Origin of the sequence: Sporosarcina saromensis (assembly GCF_033253735.1) — a bacterium.
Taxonomy (GTDB): Bacteria; Bacillota; Bacilli; order Bacillales_A; family Planococcaceae; genus Sporosarcina; species Sporosarcina saromensis.
Window position 1 is genome coordinate 488,000 of sequence record NZ_JAUBDI010000001.1, and the last position, 16,182, is coordinate 504,181.

At 42.6% G+C, this 16,182-nt stretch carries 16 protein-coding genes; 7 read left to right on the forward strand and 9 right to left on the reverse strand.

The window, feature by feature from the left end:
• The first annotated feature begins 12 nt into the window (after positions 1–12).
• Positions 13–1,155 carry a carboxynorspermidine decarboxylase gene (gene nspC, locus QT711_RS02485; RefSeq protein ID WP_317941900.1) on the forward strand — a complete coding sequence of 381 codons (1,143 nt, stop codon included), beginning with the start codon at positions 13–15 and terminating at the stop codon, positions 1,153–1,155.
• 64 nt (positions 1,156–1,219) lie between these two features.
• Here the strand turns inward: nspC and QT711_RS02490 are convergent, their stop codons facing one another.
• Complete coding sequence (locus QT711_RS02490) at positions 1,220–1,357, reverse strand: hypothetical protein (protein ID WP_317941901.1); 138 nt, start codon at positions 1,355–1,357, stop codon at positions 1,220–1,222.
• On the reverse strand, positions 1,357–1,671 hold the full coding sequence (locus QT711_RS02495; protein ID WP_317941902.1) for a hypothetical protein: 315 nt from the start codon (positions 1,669–1,671) through the stop codon (positions 1,357–1,359). The genes QT711_RS02490 and QT711_RS02495 overlap by 1 nt, the downstream gene beginning before the upstream one ends.
• Before the next feature lie 141 nt (positions 1,672–1,812).
• Here QT711_RS02495 and QT711_RS02500 point away from each other — a divergent pair, with 141 nt between their 5' ends.
• Positions 1,813–2,202 carry a hypothetical protein gene (locus tag QT711_RS02500; protein WP_317941903.1) on the forward strand — a complete coding sequence of 130 codons (390 nt, stop codon included), beginning with the start codon at positions 1,813–1,815 and terminating at the stop codon, positions 2,200–2,202.
• 75 nt (positions 2,203–2,277) lie between these two features.
• Here the strand turns inward: QT711_RS02500 and QT711_RS02505 are convergent, their stop codons facing one another.
• Positions 2,278–3,195 carry a stalk domain-containing protein gene (locus QT711_RS02505; RefSeq protein ID WP_317941904.1) on the reverse strand — a complete coding sequence of 306 codons (918 nt, stop codon included), beginning with the start codon at positions 3,193–3,195 and terminating at the stop codon, positions 2,278–2,280.
• A 139-nt stretch (positions 3,196–3,334) separates the two neighbouring features.
• Between QT711_RS02505 and QT711_RS02510 the strand changes: the two genes are divergently transcribed.
• Positions 3,335–3,742: a YugN family protein gene (locus tag QT711_RS02510; protein ID WP_317941905.1), complete on the forward strand. Its 408-nt coding sequence runs from the start codon at positions 3,335–3,337 to the stop codon at positions 3,740–3,742.
• A gap of 64 nt (positions 3,743–3,806) precedes the next feature.
• Here the strand turns inward: QT711_RS02510 and QT711_RS02515 are convergent, their stop codons facing one another.
• The 5 genes from QT711_RS02515 to argC all read right to left on the reverse strand — a co-directional run bounded on the left by QT711_RS02515 (position 3,807) and on the right by argC (position 9,544).
• A complete protein-coding gene (locus QT711_RS02515; protein WP_317941906.1) occupies positions 3,807–5,018 on the reverse strand; it encodes a CynX/NimT family MFS transporter in 1,212 nt (403 codons plus the stop codon).
• A gap of 293 nt (positions 5,019–5,311) precedes the next feature.
• Positions 5,312–6,457, reverse strand: a complete 1,146-nt coding sequence (locus tag QT711_RS02520) for an acetylornithine transaminase (protein WP_317941907.1) — start codon at positions 6,455–6,457, stop codon at positions 5,312–5,314.
• On the reverse strand, positions 6,454–7,233 hold the full coding sequence (gene argB / locus QT711_RS02525) for an acetylglutamate kinase (protein ID WP_317941908.1): 780 nt from the start codon (positions 7,231–7,233) through the stop codon (positions 6,454–6,456). Before argB ends, QT711_RS02520 begins: the two co-directional genes overlap by 4 nt.
• Complete coding sequence (gene argJ, locus QT711_RS02530; protein WP_317941909.1) at positions 7,196–8,422, reverse strand: bifunctional ornithine acetyltransferase/N-acetylglutamate synthase; 1,227 nt, start codon at positions 8,420–8,422, stop codon at positions 7,196–7,198. Before argJ ends, argB begins: the two co-directional genes overlap by 38 nt.
• 87 nt (positions 8,423–8,509) lie before the next feature.
• Entirely contained in the window at positions 8,510–9,544 is a 1,035-nt protein-coding gene (argC, locus tag QT711_RS02535) for an N-acetyl-gamma-glutamyl-phosphate reductase (protein ID WP_317941910.1), read from the reverse strand.
• 199 nt (positions 9,545–9,743) lie between these two features.
• Here argC and QT711_RS02540 point away from each other — a divergent pair, with 199 nt between their 5' ends.
• The 4 genes from QT711_RS02540 to QT711_RS02555 all read left to right on the forward strand — a co-directional run bounded on the left by QT711_RS02540 (position 9,744) and on the right by QT711_RS02555 (position 13,881).
• Positions 9,744–10,523 carry an enoyl-ACP reductase FabI gene (locus QT711_RS02540; RefSeq protein WP_317941911.1) on the forward strand — a complete coding sequence of 260 codons (780 nt, stop codon included), beginning with the start codon at positions 9,744–9,746 and terminating at the stop codon, positions 10,521–10,523.
• 284 nt (positions 10,524–10,807) lie between these two features.
• Positions 10,808–11,716 (forward strand): DoxX-like family protein, encoded by a 909-nt coding sequence (locus QT711_RS02545; protein WP_317941960.1) that lies wholly within the window; start codon positions 10,808–10,810, stop codon positions 11,714–11,716.
• Positions 11,717–11,723: 7 nt separating this feature from the next.
• Positions 11,724–12,332 (forward strand): DUF4166 domain-containing protein, encoded by a 609-nt coding sequence (locus QT711_RS02550; RefSeq protein WP_317941912.1) that lies wholly within the window; start codon positions 11,724–11,726, stop codon positions 12,330–12,332.
• Positions 12,325–13,881, forward strand: coding sequence for a YndJ family protein (locus QT711_RS02555; protein WP_317941913.1), 1,557 nt, complete (start codon positions 12,325–12,327; stop codon positions 13,879–13,881). The genes QT711_RS02550 and QT711_RS02555 overlap by 8 nt, the downstream gene beginning before the upstream one ends.
• Positions 13,882–13,942: 61 nt before the next feature.
• On the opposite strand, the gene argH is transcribed toward QT711_RS02555, so the two are convergent.
• Complete coding sequence (gene argH / locus QT711_RS02560) at positions 13,943–15,271, reverse strand: argininosuccinate lyase (protein ID WP_317941914.1); 1,329 nt, start codon at positions 15,269–15,271, stop codon at positions 13,943–13,945.
• Positions 15,272–16,182: the final 911 nt, after the last annotated feature.

The window sequence follows — 16,182 nt, forward strand, 5'->3', positions numbered from 1 at the left end:
GGCATGCAAACAATGAAATTAAATTTCGATCCAAACGCTGTTCCCTCCCCTTCCTATGTTGTGGATGAAGCATTGCTTATCAAAAACTTGGAGTTGCTCAAGTCGGTCATTGACAGAACCGGTTGCAAAATCTTGCTCGCACAAAAAGGGTTTTCGATGTTTTCCGTCTATCCGCTCATCGGCAAGTATTTGAATGGTGTTACTTCAAGTGGGTTGTTAGAGGCGAAACTAGGGTACGAGGAAATGGGGAAAGAAGTGCATACGTATGCACCTGCTTTTTCGGAAGTGGATTTTGATGAAATCCTTTCCTACTCTGACCACTTAGTGTTCAATACGTTTGAACAATGGCGACGTTTCCGCGACAAAGTGAAAAACTATCCGAAGCAGATTGAATGCGGCATTCGCATCAACCCAGAATACTCGGAAATCGAAGTCGATATGTACAACCCTTGCTTTACGAATTCTCGGTTTGGTGTGACGCTTGAAAACTTCGAACCGGATGAGTTGGAAGGCATTAGCGGATTGCATTTCCATACGATGTGCGAACAAAACTCCGATACACTGGCACGTACAATCAAAGTTGTTGACGAGAAGTTCGGCAAGTATTTACACGGCATGAAATGGATTAATTTCGGTGGTGGTCATCACATTACACGACCTGATTACGATATCGAAACCCTTATTGAATCTATCTTGTTCATGAAAAATAAGTATGACTTGGATGTGTACTTGGAGCCGGGCGAAGCGGTTGCCCTTAACACGGGTTTCCTCGTTTCGACTGTATTGGATACAATGCACAACGGCATGCCGATAGCAATTGTTGACACTTCCGCATCTTGTCATATGCCAGATGTATTGGAAATGCCATACCGGCCGGAAATCGTCGGAGCAGGCGTCGCAAATGAAAAAGCAATTACGTACCGATTAGGCGGACCAACATGTCTTTCGGGGGATGTCATCGGTGATTATTCATTTGACGAACCGTTACAACCTGGCGACAAACTCGTATTTTGTGACATGGCCCATTACTCGATGGTGAAAAACAATACGTTCAATGGCATGAACTTGCCGTCTATCGTATTAAATACGGTGAATGAAGGACCAAAAGTCATTAAGTCATTTAACTACGAAGATTTTAAGGAACGGTTGTCCTAACGGATTACATGGCTACAAAGAGGTGATCTTGCTTCTTTGTAGCCTTTTTTCAATGCTCAAACGTTTACAACGGGCCTACGATATCTTCCGCTACAGTTAAGCCTTCCAATTTTGTTGAACCAAAAATGAGCAGGAGCAAGAAGAGCACGAGAATCACTTTATTGATAAAGGATGGAGCGTCAAATTCTTTTTTCTCAACCATTACTGTCCCTCCTCCTCACTGTTCATCCGTTTTTTAATTCCTTCAAACACTTCATCCATTGTCAAATCACCGTTTGCTGCCAAGAAATCCGTTAACGTATTCACTTGATCGGCTTTAGATGATTTGAATTCACCTAACAAAGATACATAAATGATTGGCTGACTTCTATAAATTTGTACGGAGTCCACTTTTAGTTTGCCGAGTAAAAGAAGCGTTGCTGCAATGATTTCAATGTCTTTTCCTTTTAAGAGGTCACTAATTGTATAGGATGATTTTCCATGTTGCTGAAAATGGTTATACATTCGTTCACTCACCTTTTGCTTCCTTTCTATACTATATGGAAAAGCAGGATGGATTGTTCAATCATTTGATTTTTCATAAACGCTCCTTTACAATGAACTTCCACTATATCTTACGCAATAGTGAAAACAATTCGCATCGAGGTGTTCATCATCATGAAAAAACGACTAGCCTTATTTTGTGGTGCTCTCCTGCTCGCGGGATGTGCAAATGACAACGCAGAAGAACAAGTGAAACCTGACTCCGCCCTAGAAAGCAATGAACAGGCTGAATCACCATCCAAAGACGTTGAAACAAACACGAGTGCAGATCATGTGGCTGACTTGACTGATTATGAAGAATACGATGTTCTGTCAAGCGAAATTGACGTAGATGCCTACATAGCAAGTGTTGTGGAGGACAATGAAGGAAAGCGAGTCATCCTGTTTTCCAATGAAGTCGGAGAGAAAATCTATAAAAGTATTTTCGTTAAACACGATCAACGCCTAAAAATTATCGACTTACACGATGATGGCCTACTATTTAACGACACTATCAACGAATGACAAAGAAAGCCCTACGTCTCTGCAGCCTTTAGAAGCAGAGATGTAGGGCTTGTTTATGTTTGGATTAAGTTGACCTTATTGGTCACTTAACATTGCATCTAAAAAGTCCTCTGAAACATAGGTCTTATTCCCACCAATTAATTCCGGTGCGATTGCAAATTGTCGAAGGCTTTTATTTAGACCATACTTCTTTTCTCCACGTGTAATCGTGAAAGAACGGTTTTCCTTCTTTACGAGCGCTCCATTGATATGCCCTTGAGATACGACTGTGTAGCCTAGAGCCTCTGCAACTTTGCGCAGTGGAATCATTTTGACCCCGTCTTTCATGTAGTGATCCGCTTTAATGATTTTGTTAACAGTTGCTTCTTCAGATTGTTCCAATGGATCCAAAGCAATCACTTTTGTTGGTGTCGTTTGTGGGGGAATGCTTCTCGTTGTTGCTGTATAAAATACCATCAGCTCTTTCCCTTTCAAATCAGCTTTCCCAATCGCTTTGCCCTGTTGGTTTTGGAGGACTGTATCTCCCGCAATCGTCAATTTCAATTCTTTGTCTAAACTAAGGAATTCATCATCGAATTTGTTTACCTTTACGTTTTGACCATTTTCATCTTTTACAACGACAAGTTCAGGTGTGTATTGCGCAGGATAGATTAAAATCATCGGTTTGTTTTTGTCAGTATAGGCTTCCACATGCATTCCCTTTTTCAAACGATCGCTCGCAATCGTTGCTGTCGTTTTGTTGCTCAATAAGTATGATTTTTCGTTGATGATTAAAACTTCTTCAATTCCTTCCTCATTTTCAATTGTTACTCTCAAAGAACTTTTAGATGCTTCGACTGCTGTAATGACACCACTCGCTTTCATATAATCACTGGCGTGTTCAGCTTGCTCTTTGCTCACTTGTACGTCTGCCTCCTTTGCTGATACCGAGTGAGCGACAACTGGGCTTCCTGCTAGAAGTACGGTTAATGCCACTGCTCCTAATTTTTTCATCTCTTTCTCTCCTGACATTAGGTATTCACTGATTAGACGGAAAACATTGCTAAAAGTTACAACTCTTTTTTCAAATATGTATAGCAATATTCAATTTCGTGAATGTTAGAAATGACTATCAAAAAAGGGAGTGCACAGCATGTTGGAATTGCAAACAGAATTGGAAGGAAAAAGAACCCATTTTGGAGAATTCCTTAATTTGATTGAGCCCAAAGGCTATCATTTAGGCGGCGGATGGGATTACCATTCAGGTTGTTTTGACTCTATATTACATCGTGAAGGTGGAGAAACCATCTATTTGCGTATGCCCTTCTTAGTTCGTGACGGGATACTAGATGACCAATATGCAGGTATCGAATTTACAAAGCCTTATGTCATTAAACATGTCGTTAACGTTGGACTAGACAGTGACATGAGTTCACTCGGCACCGCTACGTTTAACCAATTCCAAGAGCCGATCGACAAAGACGCAACAATACACGATAAAAGCAAATGGGCATTAGCCGGCGAGCAAGCAATTGAAGAAATTATCCCGTATTTGCAGTGAAGGTTGAATTGAAGAAAATGCGAAAGAGGAACTCCCACAATAAGGAATTCCTCTTTAACGTTTATTACGAAATAATTTTCCGATCTTTTCCGGCTTGCATGCCACATAAGAACAGTAGCAATGATCCGATCAGGAAGATGAACATAGAGCTGTTCCATGAGCCAGTTAAATCATGTAGAAAACCGAATAGAACTGGTCCACTGGCCGCGAGCAAGTACCCGTATGACTGCGCCATGCCAGATAAAGTAGCGGCTTCCATATGTGTTTCCGTTCGGAGCGTGAAGAACATCATTGACAGGCCAAAAGATGAACCGCCAGCAATACCGATAGCCACCATCCAAAGAGCCGTAAAAGATGAACCTCCACTTAACCAAACCCCACCATATCCAATTAAGTAAAGGGCAACAATTCCCACTACAATGCTGCGTTGGTCTTTCACTTTTCCAGCAAGAATCGGAATGATGAATGTCATCGGCAATTGCGAGAATTGTAACAAAGATAACATCCATCCCGCTTGAGCGGCACTCATCCCCCCACTCGTAAGCATTTCAGGCATCCACGCCGAGGTCGAATAAAACAATAACGATTGCAATCCCATGAAGAATGTGACCGCCCAAGCAATTGGGGAACGCCAGAAAGGATTGCCTTTGTTCGCTGTTCCTGTAGATGGTTTTGCTTGAATGTCCATTTTTCTTCTCAACTGTGGAAGCCATAAAAAGATGGCGAGTCCGGCTAAGAGCGCCCATATTGCTAACGCCCCTTGCCAACCGAATTTTGTCTGTTCCACAATTGGTACACTAATTCCCGAAGCAATTGTTGCAGAAATGTTCATCGATACTGAATAGATACCTGTCATTAATCCAATCTGAAGCGGGAAATTCAGTTTTAATAAGCCTGGCAATAACACGTTTCCAAATGCGATTGCGACACCTATTAAAAAGGTCCCGATTAATAATAAGGGAATTGCTCCAATAGATCGGATAACAATGCCTATCGTGAGTAGACAAAGCGATACAAACAATGTCAGCTCCATACCGAACCGATTTGCCAGTTTAGGCGCAAAAGGTGAAATGATTGCAAAAGCTAATAATGGAATGGTTGTTAAAAAACCTGCTAACACGTTCGACATGTTCAAGCTATCTCGGATTGGTCCTATGATTGGTCCAACTGAAGTTAAGGGTGATCGAAGGGTTGAAGCGATGAAAACAATGCCGATCACTAAAAGCCATGTCTGCTTTGTAAATGTAAGTTTTCTAGAATGATGTTGAGCATCCATGACATCTCCTCCTCTTTCTTTTTAAATTCACTCTAATTCAAATGTTCTCTGAATAGTATCCACCAACATTTTAGAGGATTCAATCCACATTATATAAATGCTTAAAGAGCATATCATATGGACACATTTCTTAAAAGAATTGAAATGATGCACGTTAAATTTAGTAGTATTCAGAACACTCTTCCCCATACAAAAACGGATCCCCCCAGTCCGTGAGATCCGCCTTGTATGTACCTTTATGTTCTTGTTTGTTGAATAGTGTTTCACCGAAGCACCTTAATTCAATATAGTCATTACGTCAAACTTGGTTCAAGCAAAATGGCCGTTAGCCGTTCGATTGCTACGTCAATCTCTTCATTCGTCACAGTTAGTGGCGGTAGCAAGCGGATAACGTCCTGACCCGCTTGAACAAGCAATAATCCATTCTGTTCAGCCTGTTGGATAAAAGGTGCGACATCTTCCGTACATGCAATGCCGACTAATAACCCTTTCCCGCGGACACTGAATCGCTCTGCTGGCAAAACGGCTGTCAGCTTCTGTTTCATGTATGCTGCTTTTTGCTGCACTTCCTTTAAAAACGATTCGTCAAACACATGATCAACGACCGTTTGCGCGACAGCTACAGCCAACGGATTGCCACCGAATGTCGTACCGTGTGTACCCGGTCCGAATGCTTCAGCTAATTTCTCATGTCCAAGCATTGCTCCAATGGGGAAACCGCCCCCTAACCCTTTCGCAAGCGTTAAGATATCCGGCTCCAAGCCAGTTTGCTCATACGCATAGCGTGTTCCCGTCCTGCCGATCCCTGTCTGCACTTCGTCCACAATGCAAAGGATCCCCTTCTCTTTACAAAGCCTTTGAATTGTAGAAGCAAACTGTGGCGTAATGGCATGCACGCCACCTTCCCCTTGAATCACTTCCAACATGATTGCCGCTACATCTTCATCAATCGCTTGTTCTAATGCAGTACAGTCATTGAATGGGATGGTTATAAACGTTTCAAGCATCGGACCATAACCTTGCTTCACCTTTTCTTGCCCAGTTGCGGCCATGGCCCCGAATGTGCGTCCGTGAAATGATTGTTCAAATGTGATGATAACGTGCTTGCCTGTATGTTTCCGTGCCAGTTTAATGGCTGCTTCATTCGCTTCTGCTCCACTGTTACAAAAGAAAGCTTTTGAAAAAGGCGTATGTTGCACAAGTGAATGTGCCAATTTTTCCTGTTCAGGGCTTTCAAACAAGTTTGACGTATGCCAAAGCTTCTCGCTTTGTTTCGTAAGTGCCTGCACAATTGACGGGTGCGCATGCCCTAAACTGACGACCGCAATCCCGCTTGTAAAGTCAAGGTACTCTTTTCCATTCGCATCGTATACATACGTACCTTTTCCCTTCACAAGATGAACGGATCGTCTTGCATAGTTGTTGAACAACGTACTCAACTGAACACCTCCTCAATTTCAATGACAGTTCCCTCAAGTTGCTGGTCAACAATATGCACCGCAGGAATACCTGCTTCTAGGCATGTAAGCGCGGCTTCCACCTTCGGAATCATGCCACCGTAAATGGCTCCTTCCGTGATCCATTTTGCAAGTAGTAAAGGTGTTGCGGCATGTTGTTTAGCATTCCCGACATGAATTCCAGGCGTATCAGTGACGAGCATTAAACTTTTTGCCCCAATCGCAAGTGCAACTTCACTGGCGACTGTATCAGCATTAATGTTCAGCGCTTTTCCTTCAGCAGATGCACCGATGCACGAAACAACTGGCAATATGCCTGCTTTAAGAAGCGTATCGAGTAAATGTGCATTCACTTTTTCAATTTTGCCGACAAGGCCATATCTTGCCTCATCTAACAACGAACACGTCAGCAACTTCCCATCAAAACCACTCAGTCCGATTGCTGGAATGCCTTCCTTGTTTAACTGAAAGACAAGTGCTGTATTCACATCGCTAATTAACACGTGCTTAATGACGTCGCTCGATTTTTCACAAGTCACTCGTAATCCATTGTCAATTTTGCTTTCTATTCCGGCGTTTGCTAGCGCAGCGTTAATTGATGGGCCACCTCCATGGACGATAACCACATCATAACCATCCTGTTGAAGCTGATGGAATTGCTCAAAAAACGTCGTACATAACCCTTCTAACATACTTCCACCTAACTTAATGACAATCCGTTTACGAGCGATATGATGCGTTGATTTGGACGTAGTCATAAGTCAAATCACACCCCCATGCGATTCCTTTACCGTTTCCATTATTTAACTCGACATGTATTTTCACTTCTGGCTGCTTTAAGTAAAGCATGACAAGTTCTTCTGAAAATACGACAGGTTCACCATTTGTTACGACAACATGCTCCCCAATTTTTATTGTGATTGTATTTGGATTAACCGCTGCACCGCTATAACCGATTGCAGCAATGACACGCCCCCAGTTGGCATCGCATCCAAATACAGCGGTTTTAACGAGCGGTGAGCCGACGACCGTTTTAGCAATTTTTCTTGCTTCACTAGCTGTTACCGCACCTGACACTTCCACTTCGATCAGTTTTGTTGCCCCTTCCCCGTCTTTCGCAATCATCTTCGCGAGATCTTGGGAAACTGTATGCAGTGCTTGGATGAACGCTTCCCAATCCGGATGATCAGGGTGTAACGGTTCATTGCCCGCCTTTCCGTTTGCAAGCACAAGTACCATATCGTTCGTCGACGTATCCCCATCGACAGTAATTGCATTAAACGTAACGTCTGTTATGGCTTTTAATGCATTTTGTAAATGGTCGGATTCAATTGCTGCATCCGTCGTAATGAACCCGAGCATTGTTGCCATATTCGGCTCGATCATGCCAGAGCCTTTAGCCGTTCCTGCCACAATTACTTCTTTCCCATCGACTTCCGTTCGATACGCAGTGTTTTTCGTCACCGTATCCGTCGTTAAAATGGCTTGTGAAAATTGGATGGAGCCTTCGAGGCTATCGACCGGATTCAATTTCTCAATGCCCGATAGGACAGGTTTCATGTTCATTTTTTCCCCGATGACACCTGTTGAAGCAACACCGACTAACAAAGAGGAAATCCCGAACTTCTCAGCGGTCTTCTCTTGCATCAGCAATGCGTCTAGCATACCTTGCTTACCGGTACATGCATTGGCATTGCCGGAATTGACGATTACAGCTTGCATCTGCTTTTGTTGTTGGACCACTTCTTTCGTCACGATGAGAGGGGCAGCTTGTATCGCATTCGTCGTAAATACCCCTGCCACACTTGCAGGCACTTCACTTACTAACACCGCCAAGTCGTATTTCTTATGCTTTAATCCACAATGGATGCCAACTGCTTTAAACCCTTTTGGCGTTACAATATTCTTCCCTGCAACGCGCTTTAGTTGTTGAACTGCTACTGCCATACAATTTCCTCCCTCTATGTTCGTGTCACTTCAATACGGAACTTCTTCAATCACATGATTCTTCTTTAAAAATCTTCAGGTGCTTCATTAAATGAATAAAGGTACATGCGTGAGACCGGTTGTTTCATCCAATTCCATCTGTATATTCATGTTTTGGATTGCTTGCCCAGCAGCACCTTTCACGACATTATCAATGACTGAAATAATTGTCGCCCGATTCGTCCGTCGGTCCAATTTCACGTGAATATCACAGAAGTTCGATCCATAAACTTGTTTCGTACAGAATTTCGTGGCATCTTGCATCACTCTGACAAACGGGCTTGATTGATACGTCTCCTGTAAACAATTCAGCAGATCCTCTTCCGTAATCCCTTCATAAACGGGTGCATAACTCGTTGTCATAATTCCACGCGTCATCGGCACTAAGTGTGTTGTAAATGTCACGGCAATTGATGCATTCGCAAACTGCTCAATCGCTTGCTCAATTTCCGGGATATGCTGATGTGCATGAATCTTATAGATTGAAAGGTTTTCATTCGTCTCACTAAAATGCGTCATTTGACTCGGTGTATTCCCTGCACCCGACACACCACTTTTCGCATCAATTACCAATTGTGTTGGGTCAATTAACCGTTCTTTAATAAGTGGCAATAAAGAAAGGAGTACCGCAGTCGGGTAACAACCCGGATTTGCGAGGAGACAAGCTTGTCGGATTGCATCCCTGTTCCACTCCGTTAATCCATATGTTGCTTGTTCAATCACTTCGATCGGCGCAGGCTCTTTCTTGTACCAGTGCTTATAGACAGCTGGGTCCTTTAATCGAAAATCACCGGACAAATCGATGAGCCGCCGTTCCTCACTGATGAGTGGAGGCAGTAACTCACTTGTCACGCCAGCAGGGGTACTTGCAAAAACGACATTACAACTACTTAACGAGTCTTCATTAATTCCTTTTAGTGCACGGTCATACAATGTTAACGTATGAGGATATTTCGCTGAGAACATAGACCCTTCTTCCGACGAAGTGAATAAATCAATTTGTTCGACTTCCGGATGCTGATGTAGCAAACGGATTAGTTCGAGCCCACCATACCCAGAAGCACCAACGATTCCAATCTTCATAACGGCCACCCCTTTTATCGTTAGACCTAGTATACGTATGCATATTTATAAAGTCAACTGTATTTTTATAAGTTTATAGATTTTTTATTTGTGAATTAATCCTTTCATAGTTTTGTAACGCAAGCGAATATGGTATACTGAATTTATTATCTGGTACTAATATAAGGTGATAGGTTTTTTACCGATTGAGGAGGCTATTATGGAAGACTTATTGAAGTTAAAAGGGAAAAATATTGTAGTCATGGGTGTAGCGAACGAACGAAGCATCGCATGGGGCGTCGCTAAATCACTGTTTGAAGTTGGTGCAAACGTCATTTTCACGTACCGTAAAGAACGCTCTCTTGCAAAACTTGAAAAAGCATTAGATAGCAATGGACTAGCAGCAAAAATGATTGTCCAATGTGATGTCAATGAAGATGAAAGCATCCAACAAGCATTCGCTACAATTGGTGAACAACTCGGAACGATCCACGGACTCGTCCACTCTGTCGCTTTCGCGCATGCAGAAGACCTTCACAACGATTTTGTTGAGACAACGAGAAGTGGTTATGCATTTGCACAAGATTCAAGTGCTTACTCACTAGTAGCAACTGCACGGGAAGCTCGTAAATACATGACCGACGGCGGATCAATCATCACGATGAGTTATTTAGGAGCTGAGCGCGTCCTTGACGGATACAACGTCATGGGTGTGGCAAAAGCTGCACTAGAAGCATCCATGCGCTACCTAGCAAACGACTTAGGAAAAGACGCAATCCGCGTAAATGCAATTTCTGCCGGCGCTGTCCGTACGCTTTCTGCAAAAGGTGTGCCTTCCTTCAACACGATCCTAGGTCAAATTGAAGAAAAAGCTCCATTAAAACGCAATATTACAAATGAAGAAGTTGCGAAAATGTCCATCGCCATGCTAAGCGACCTGTCCAGCGGCGTAACTGGTGAAGTCATCTACGTCGACGCAGGTTATCATATTATGGGGTAAAGAAAAAGAAGCCGTTGGGGCTTCTTTTTTTGATGGGTTAAAAAATTGTAGTAATTAGGCGTATACCGAGTGAACTCAAAGCTCGAAAATGTTCGTTAGAATTGTGAAAGTGATTGATAGAATCATCAAACTGAACGATAGAACGTGTCAAGTGATTGATAGAAAGGCTAATTTGATTGATAGAAAAATTGGTGCGCAACGCAGAACTGATTATTTTATATTTTGAATCAAAACCATCCAATTTTGTAACTTCCACAAGTCAAAATCGTCCTACTAGTGAGGTGATGACATTGAAAAGTAAGCCGATTTACGTGGAAATTGACATTCAAGCATCAATGGATGATGTGTGGCATGCTACGCAACAACCTGACTTGCATGCAAAATGGGATGTTCGGTTTTCGTCCATCACGTATTTGCCGAAACAAGCTGATGAACCGCAAGCTTTCACTTATGAGCGGCGTGTTGCTCCTTTTCTTACGGTAAAAGGCTGGGGGAAGAGTTCGGGGGCTACTAACAATTCAAATGGCTCACGGTCATCCGCTCTTCATTTTGGGACTGACCAATGGTTTTCCCCTATCCGAGAAGGGAGAGGGTTCTGGAAGTATGAGCCGATGGAAGGGGGCGTGAAGTTTTTAACACAGTATGATTATGAAGCGAATTTTTCTTCATTCGGAAAAATTATCGATCGAAGCTTATTCAAGCCAATGATGGGGTGGGCAACTGCGTTAAGTTTTGATGTCTTAAAAAGATGGCTTGAACAGGGGGAGGCTCCTCGCTCGCAATACATACGATTTTTTTACTCATATGGTCTCGCCCTATTGTTTGCATTTGTATGGATGTACCAAGGACTCATCCCCAAAATACTCGCCAAACATCCTGAAGAAATGGCGATGGTGGCAAGCGCGTTTTTCACTAGTCCAACGCAAACTTCGTCAATTGTGTTTGGCATTGGGATTGTCGAAGTGCTCTTCGGATTGCTTTGGCTGTTCTATCGAGAGAAAAAGCACTTATTTGCGTTACAGCTTGCAGTTTTTCCGTTATTGACAATTGCTGCAATTGGAGCTGTTCCAGAGACTGCAGTTCATCCGTTCAACCCTGTAACATTCAACATGGCTTTACTAACCCTATCACTCATCGGCTATTTTAGTAGTGGTGATGTTCCAACCGCTAAAAGTTGCAAAAGAAAAAGGTGATTCGACAATGTCTATCTACAAACATGTTTTAGGTGATGACTTCACTAAACTGCATCCTATGCTGCAAAAGCGTTATCACATTGAACCGGATACCCCTTTTCACGGAAAGGGTACTATGACAGCCATTACAGGCGGGCAGAAATGGCTATATCCTCTTTTCAAGTTAGGTGTCAGGTGGAAGCTGCTATTCCCTGAACGCGGAGAAAACATCGATTTTACAATTACAAACAGTGCGCGATTCGGCGCAAATGGAGAGGCACAAATTCATTGGGAACGGGTTTTCCACTTCGGATTTATTCGTCGATATTTCAATGCATTAATGAGTTTGGATGCGAAACGTGGGATCATTAAAGATTACCTCGGAGAACCAGCATTGCTGTATGCTGACTTGGCGTTTACTGTAACAGATGATGGCGCGCTCACGATTGAGTCTTTGCAACAACGACTCGTACTCGGAAAGATTGAAATTCCACTTCCTCGATTGTTGCAAGGCTTGGCGACGGTGACCGAAAGCTATGACGAAGAACAGGAAGTGTATCGCATCGCTGTAACTGTCCGGAATCCTTTGATTGGCAATCTATTTTCGTATGAAGGGGAGTTTGTTCAACATGCGTAAATTTGCTTTCTTTCATAGCTTTTTATTTATCGTTATCGCATTCCTTTCAAAAGATCCTTGGCCCTATCTCTTATTAACAGTTGCTCAACTTGTCTATGTGCCGATTGCGTTGAAGATGGTCATGAACAAGTCAGATTGGTTTTCCAAATACTATTATTTCTTTAGCATTCCTGCCTATGTGTCAATCGCGATTTTACAAACAACAACACCAACATTTCCGGCACTATTCGCTTTCATCTATTTTGCATTTACCGTTTGTATCGCTTTGTATGGATTGACACGATTTTTGAATAGGGGTTTTTCGAATTGTGAAGAATCCGCAATTGACCTCGGCATGATGTATATCGCTTTAGGAGGAGGTTGGTATTTCGCCTATATTGCCGGAATAGATACGGGCTTTACGCCATTAATCACGTGGTTGACCGGTATTCATTTCCACTATTCCGCTTTTCTATTGCCCATTTTCATCGGTTTGTTAGGCAGATTGTATAAGCCCCGTTCGTACCGATTTTTTAGTACGTTATTGCTCGTGGCTCCTATGGTCGTGGCAATCGGCATCACATTTTCAAGATGGATTGAATTGTTTTCAGTACTTTTGTATATCGTCGGGTTAGCAGGGATGATTGGAATTGTATGGCGTGCACGTTTTCCAATGCACATGCAGAAATGGCTACTTGTTACGTCGTTCACTTCGCTAGGCGTCACAATTATTTTCTCGCTGTTATATGTTCTTGGCAATGGCTTCGGACTTACATCGATTACGATCGACTTTATGCTCCGATTTCATGGTGTTTTGAATTGCATTGTCTTTGCACTGCTAGGTATTATCGGGTGGTCTTTGGCCATTCCACATTCCAACGCTCGTCCTCCATCATTCCCAGTTAGTCGCATAAGAGGTAAACAATCGGTGACGGAACTTGGTGTGCCCGGGGAACATCGTGGCCTTGTGGATGCAATGGATATTTACAACGTAGACATCGCAACTACTATTGTCGATTTTTATGAGAATACATCGGACTATCGACTCTTTGCGACCGTTCAATGGAAAAAGTGGTTTAAACCGTTTGCTTTTATCTATTCATTCATTAGCCGTAAAACGGAGCAAATCAATTTACCCCTTCATGCAAATGAAATCGAAATGACTGGTGAAATTGTATCTGTGGATGAAATGGACGGCCGCATCAAGCCCCGCGCATGGATTCGGAAGATTGAGGATGAACTGACTTTCATTGCAATTTACTCCTATCACGAAAAGAGTGACGGTCAAGTTTTTATGAATATTGCGTTACCCCTCCCCTTCTCTACAATGACAGGTGTTTTGGAAGTCCGAACCGTCGGCGAAATTTTGCAGCTAACGAGCAAAAGATCAGATGCCGCTTCCGACGCAGGCATTTACTTATCATCCAGATGGGGTGAGTACAGCAAACTGCCTATTGAAGAAGACTTCATTGTGAAAGAAGGTAAGGAGGGGCAATTGGTTGCGACACACAAAATGTGGTTGTTTTCCCTTCCATTCTTGACGATTGAATACACGATACAGAAAAAGTGAAAACCCGCGTGTAGCCAAGATTGTCTTGGTCTCACGCGGGTTTTTTCATTTTTCGAGTGATTTATTCACCAATTTCCTTCATCAAGCCTTTATTTCCTTTTGTCAAAATGCTTTCGTAGTCAATATAGGCGTAAATATCATCTGCAATATGCGGGCTGAATTGAGCAAGTTCTTCTACAGTCAACTCTTCAATCGCTTTCTTTTCTTTTTCACAATAAATGATGATTTTCCCTACAATTTCATGGGCATCGCGGAATGCAGTCCCTTTGCTCACTAAGTAATCCGCCACTTCCGTTGCATTCAGGAATCCGGCTTTAATCGCCGCTTTCATGTTCTCTTCATTGACCGTCAACGTGTCAATCATCTTCGACATAATTTCCATGCAATCCAAGACGGTATCCAACGCATCGAAAAATTGTTCTTTGTCTTCCTGCATGTCTTTGTTATACGTTAACGGCAACCCTTTTAAGGTTGTTAATAAAGCGAATAATGAGCCGTATACGCGACCTGTCTTCCCTCTTATTAACTCGGCCGCATCGGGATTTTTCTTCTGTGGCATAATACTGCTTCCTGTTGAATAAGCATCCGCCATTGTGATGAACTTGAATTCTTGGCTACTCCACAAAATCAATTCTTCACTTAAACGGCTTAAATGCATCATGATGATGGAGAAATCAGACATCAGCTCAAGCATGTAATCCCGATCACTGACACCGTCCAAGAAATTATCAACCGGCTTTGCAAAACGCAACAGTTCAGTCGTAACGTTCCGGTCGATTGCATGTGTCGTCCCAGCTAACGCACCACAGCCTAACGGGTTTTCATCCAATAGTTCAAGTGCGTTGCTAACACGTTTTTTATCCCGCTTGAACATTTGCTCATAAGCACCTAAATGATGGCCGAATGTCACAACTTGCGCACGTTGTAAATGTGTGTAGCCCGGCATAATGACATTGTTCGTTTTTCCTTTTTCATGTAACGAATCAATTAACGTCTGCAAACCGTTCATCACGTCGACTGCTTTATTTTTTGCATAAAGGCGCATATCTACAGCGACTTGGTCATTTCTGCTTCGCGCTGTATGTAATTTCTTACCGGTTTCACCAATTCTTTCGGTCAAATTCATTTCAACAAATGAATGGATATCTTCGTAATCCCCTTCGATAACGAGCGCACCCGATTCAATATCTTGTAAAATGGATTCAAGGCCTTGTACTAACAGATCCCCTTCCTCCGGTGTTAGCAAGTCACAATGAACCAACATCGTAACGTGAGCAAGGCTACCCGCAATATCCTCTTTGTATAGTCGATAATCGACAGGCAAAGATGTATTGAACTGTTCCATTATTTCATCCGCACGACTAGAAAAACGTCCTCCCCAAAGCTTCATCTATAATCAACCTCTCGTATGTATTTTTATTCACTTTATTGTATTATAATGATTTGATGTATGGATTGCAATGACGCGATTGTTTTCACTTAAGTATACATTATTAGCTTTGAATTGTTTGTTTCGAAATCCTGGTTACATCCTTCAAACTCTTGGTCTTTTGGTTATCTGCTTGCGCAGTCCTAGAGCGTTGGCTTGAATAAGTTGCTTTTTGTTGAAAGGACTTTTCACCGCCTTCATGTACAAGGAAACATAGATGATTCTCCTATAACGGGAAAAGTATATTTCTAACTTACCGTTGTACACGTTTTGTAGTGCTGGCGGGCATTTAGAACGCTTCTATTTGACCGTCAATCACGTTTTGTAGCACTGACGGGCATTTAGATCACGTCTATTTCACCGTTACTCACGTTTTGTAGCACTGACGGGCATTTAGAACTCTTCTATTTGACCGAGGCTTGCGTTTTGTAGCACTGACGGGCATTTAAAACACTTCTATTTGACCGTCGATCACGTTTTGTAGCACTGACGGGCATTTAGATCACTTCTATTTGACCGTTACTCACGTTTTGTCGTGCTGGCGGGCAGTTAGAACGCTTCTATTTGACCGTTACTCACGTTTTGTAGTGCTGGCGGGCATGTAGAACTCTTCTATTTGACCGTTACTCACGTTTTGTAGCACTGACGGGCACTTAGAACGCTTCTATTTGACCGTGGCTTGCGTTTTGTAGCACTGGCGGGCAGTTAGAACTCATCTCTTACAATTAAAATACCAATGTACATTTTTTTACTTAGACAGGGGTGTTATACCGCTTTTCATGACACGCTAACAACCTTTTTCCTCGTCAACGTGTCATAAAACACTTTTATCGACGCGTCAGCAACCTTTTTCTTCGCTAACGCGTCATTAA

What these genes read in the sequence shown, in the direction of transcription:
- nspC (WP_317941900.1), top strand. Translation starts at nt 13, where the DNA reads ATGAAATTAAATTTCGATCCAAACGCTGTTCCCTCCCCTTCCTATGTT.
- QT711_RS02490 (WP_317941901.1), bottom strand. Translation starts at nt 1,357, where the DNA reads ATGGTTGAGAAAAAAGAATTTGACGCTCCATCCTTTATCAATAAAGTG.
- QT711_RS02500 (WP_317941903.1), top strand. Translation starts at nt 1,813, where the DNA reads ATGAAAAAACGACTAGCCTTATTTTGTGGTGCTCTCCTGCTCGCGGGA.
- QT711_RS02505 (WP_317941904.1), bottom strand. Translation starts at nt 3,195, where the DNA reads ATGAAAAAATTAGGAGCAGTGGCATTAACCGTACTTCTAGCAGGAAGC.
- QT711_RS02510 (WP_317941905.1), top strand. Translation starts at nt 3,335, where the DNA reads ATGTTGGAATTGCAAACAGAATTGGAAGGAAAAAGAACCCATTTTGGA.
- QT711_RS02515 (WP_317941906.1), bottom strand. Translation starts at nt 5,018, where the DNA reads ATGGATGCTCAACATCATTCTAGAAAACTTACATTTACAAAGCAGACA.
- argB (WP_317941908.1), bottom strand. Translation starts at nt 7,233, where the DNA reads ATGACTACGTCCAAATCAACGCATCATATCGCTCGTAAACGGATTGTC.
- argJ (WP_317941909.1), bottom strand. Translation starts at nt 8,422, where the DNA reads ATGGCAGTAGCAGTTCAACAACTAAAGCGCGTTGCAGGGAAGAATATT.
- argC (WP_317941910.1), bottom strand. Translation starts at nt 9,544, where the DNA reads ATGAAGATTGGAATCGTTGGTGCTTCTGGGTATGGTGGGCTCGAACTA.
- QT711_RS02540 (WP_317941911.1), top strand. Translation starts at nt 9,744, where the DNA reads ATGGAAGACTTATTGAAGTTAAAAGGGAAAAATATTGTAGTCATGGGT.
- QT711_RS02545 (WP_317941960.1), top strand. Translation starts at nt 10,808, where the DNA reads ATGACATTGAAAAGTAAGCCGATTTACGTGGAAATTGACATTCAAGCA.
- QT711_RS02550 (WP_317941912.1), top strand. Translation starts at nt 11,724, where the DNA reads ATGTCTATCTACAAACATGTTTTAGGTGATGACTTCACTAAACTGCAT.
- QT711_RS02555 (WP_317941913.1), top strand. Translation starts at nt 12,325, where the DNA reads ATGCGTAAATTTGCTTTCTTTCATAGCTTTTTATTTATCGTTATCGCA.
- argH (WP_317941914.1), bottom strand. Translation starts at nt 15,271, where the DNA reads ATGAAGCTTTGGGGAGGACGTTTTTCTAGTCGTGCGGATGAAATAATG.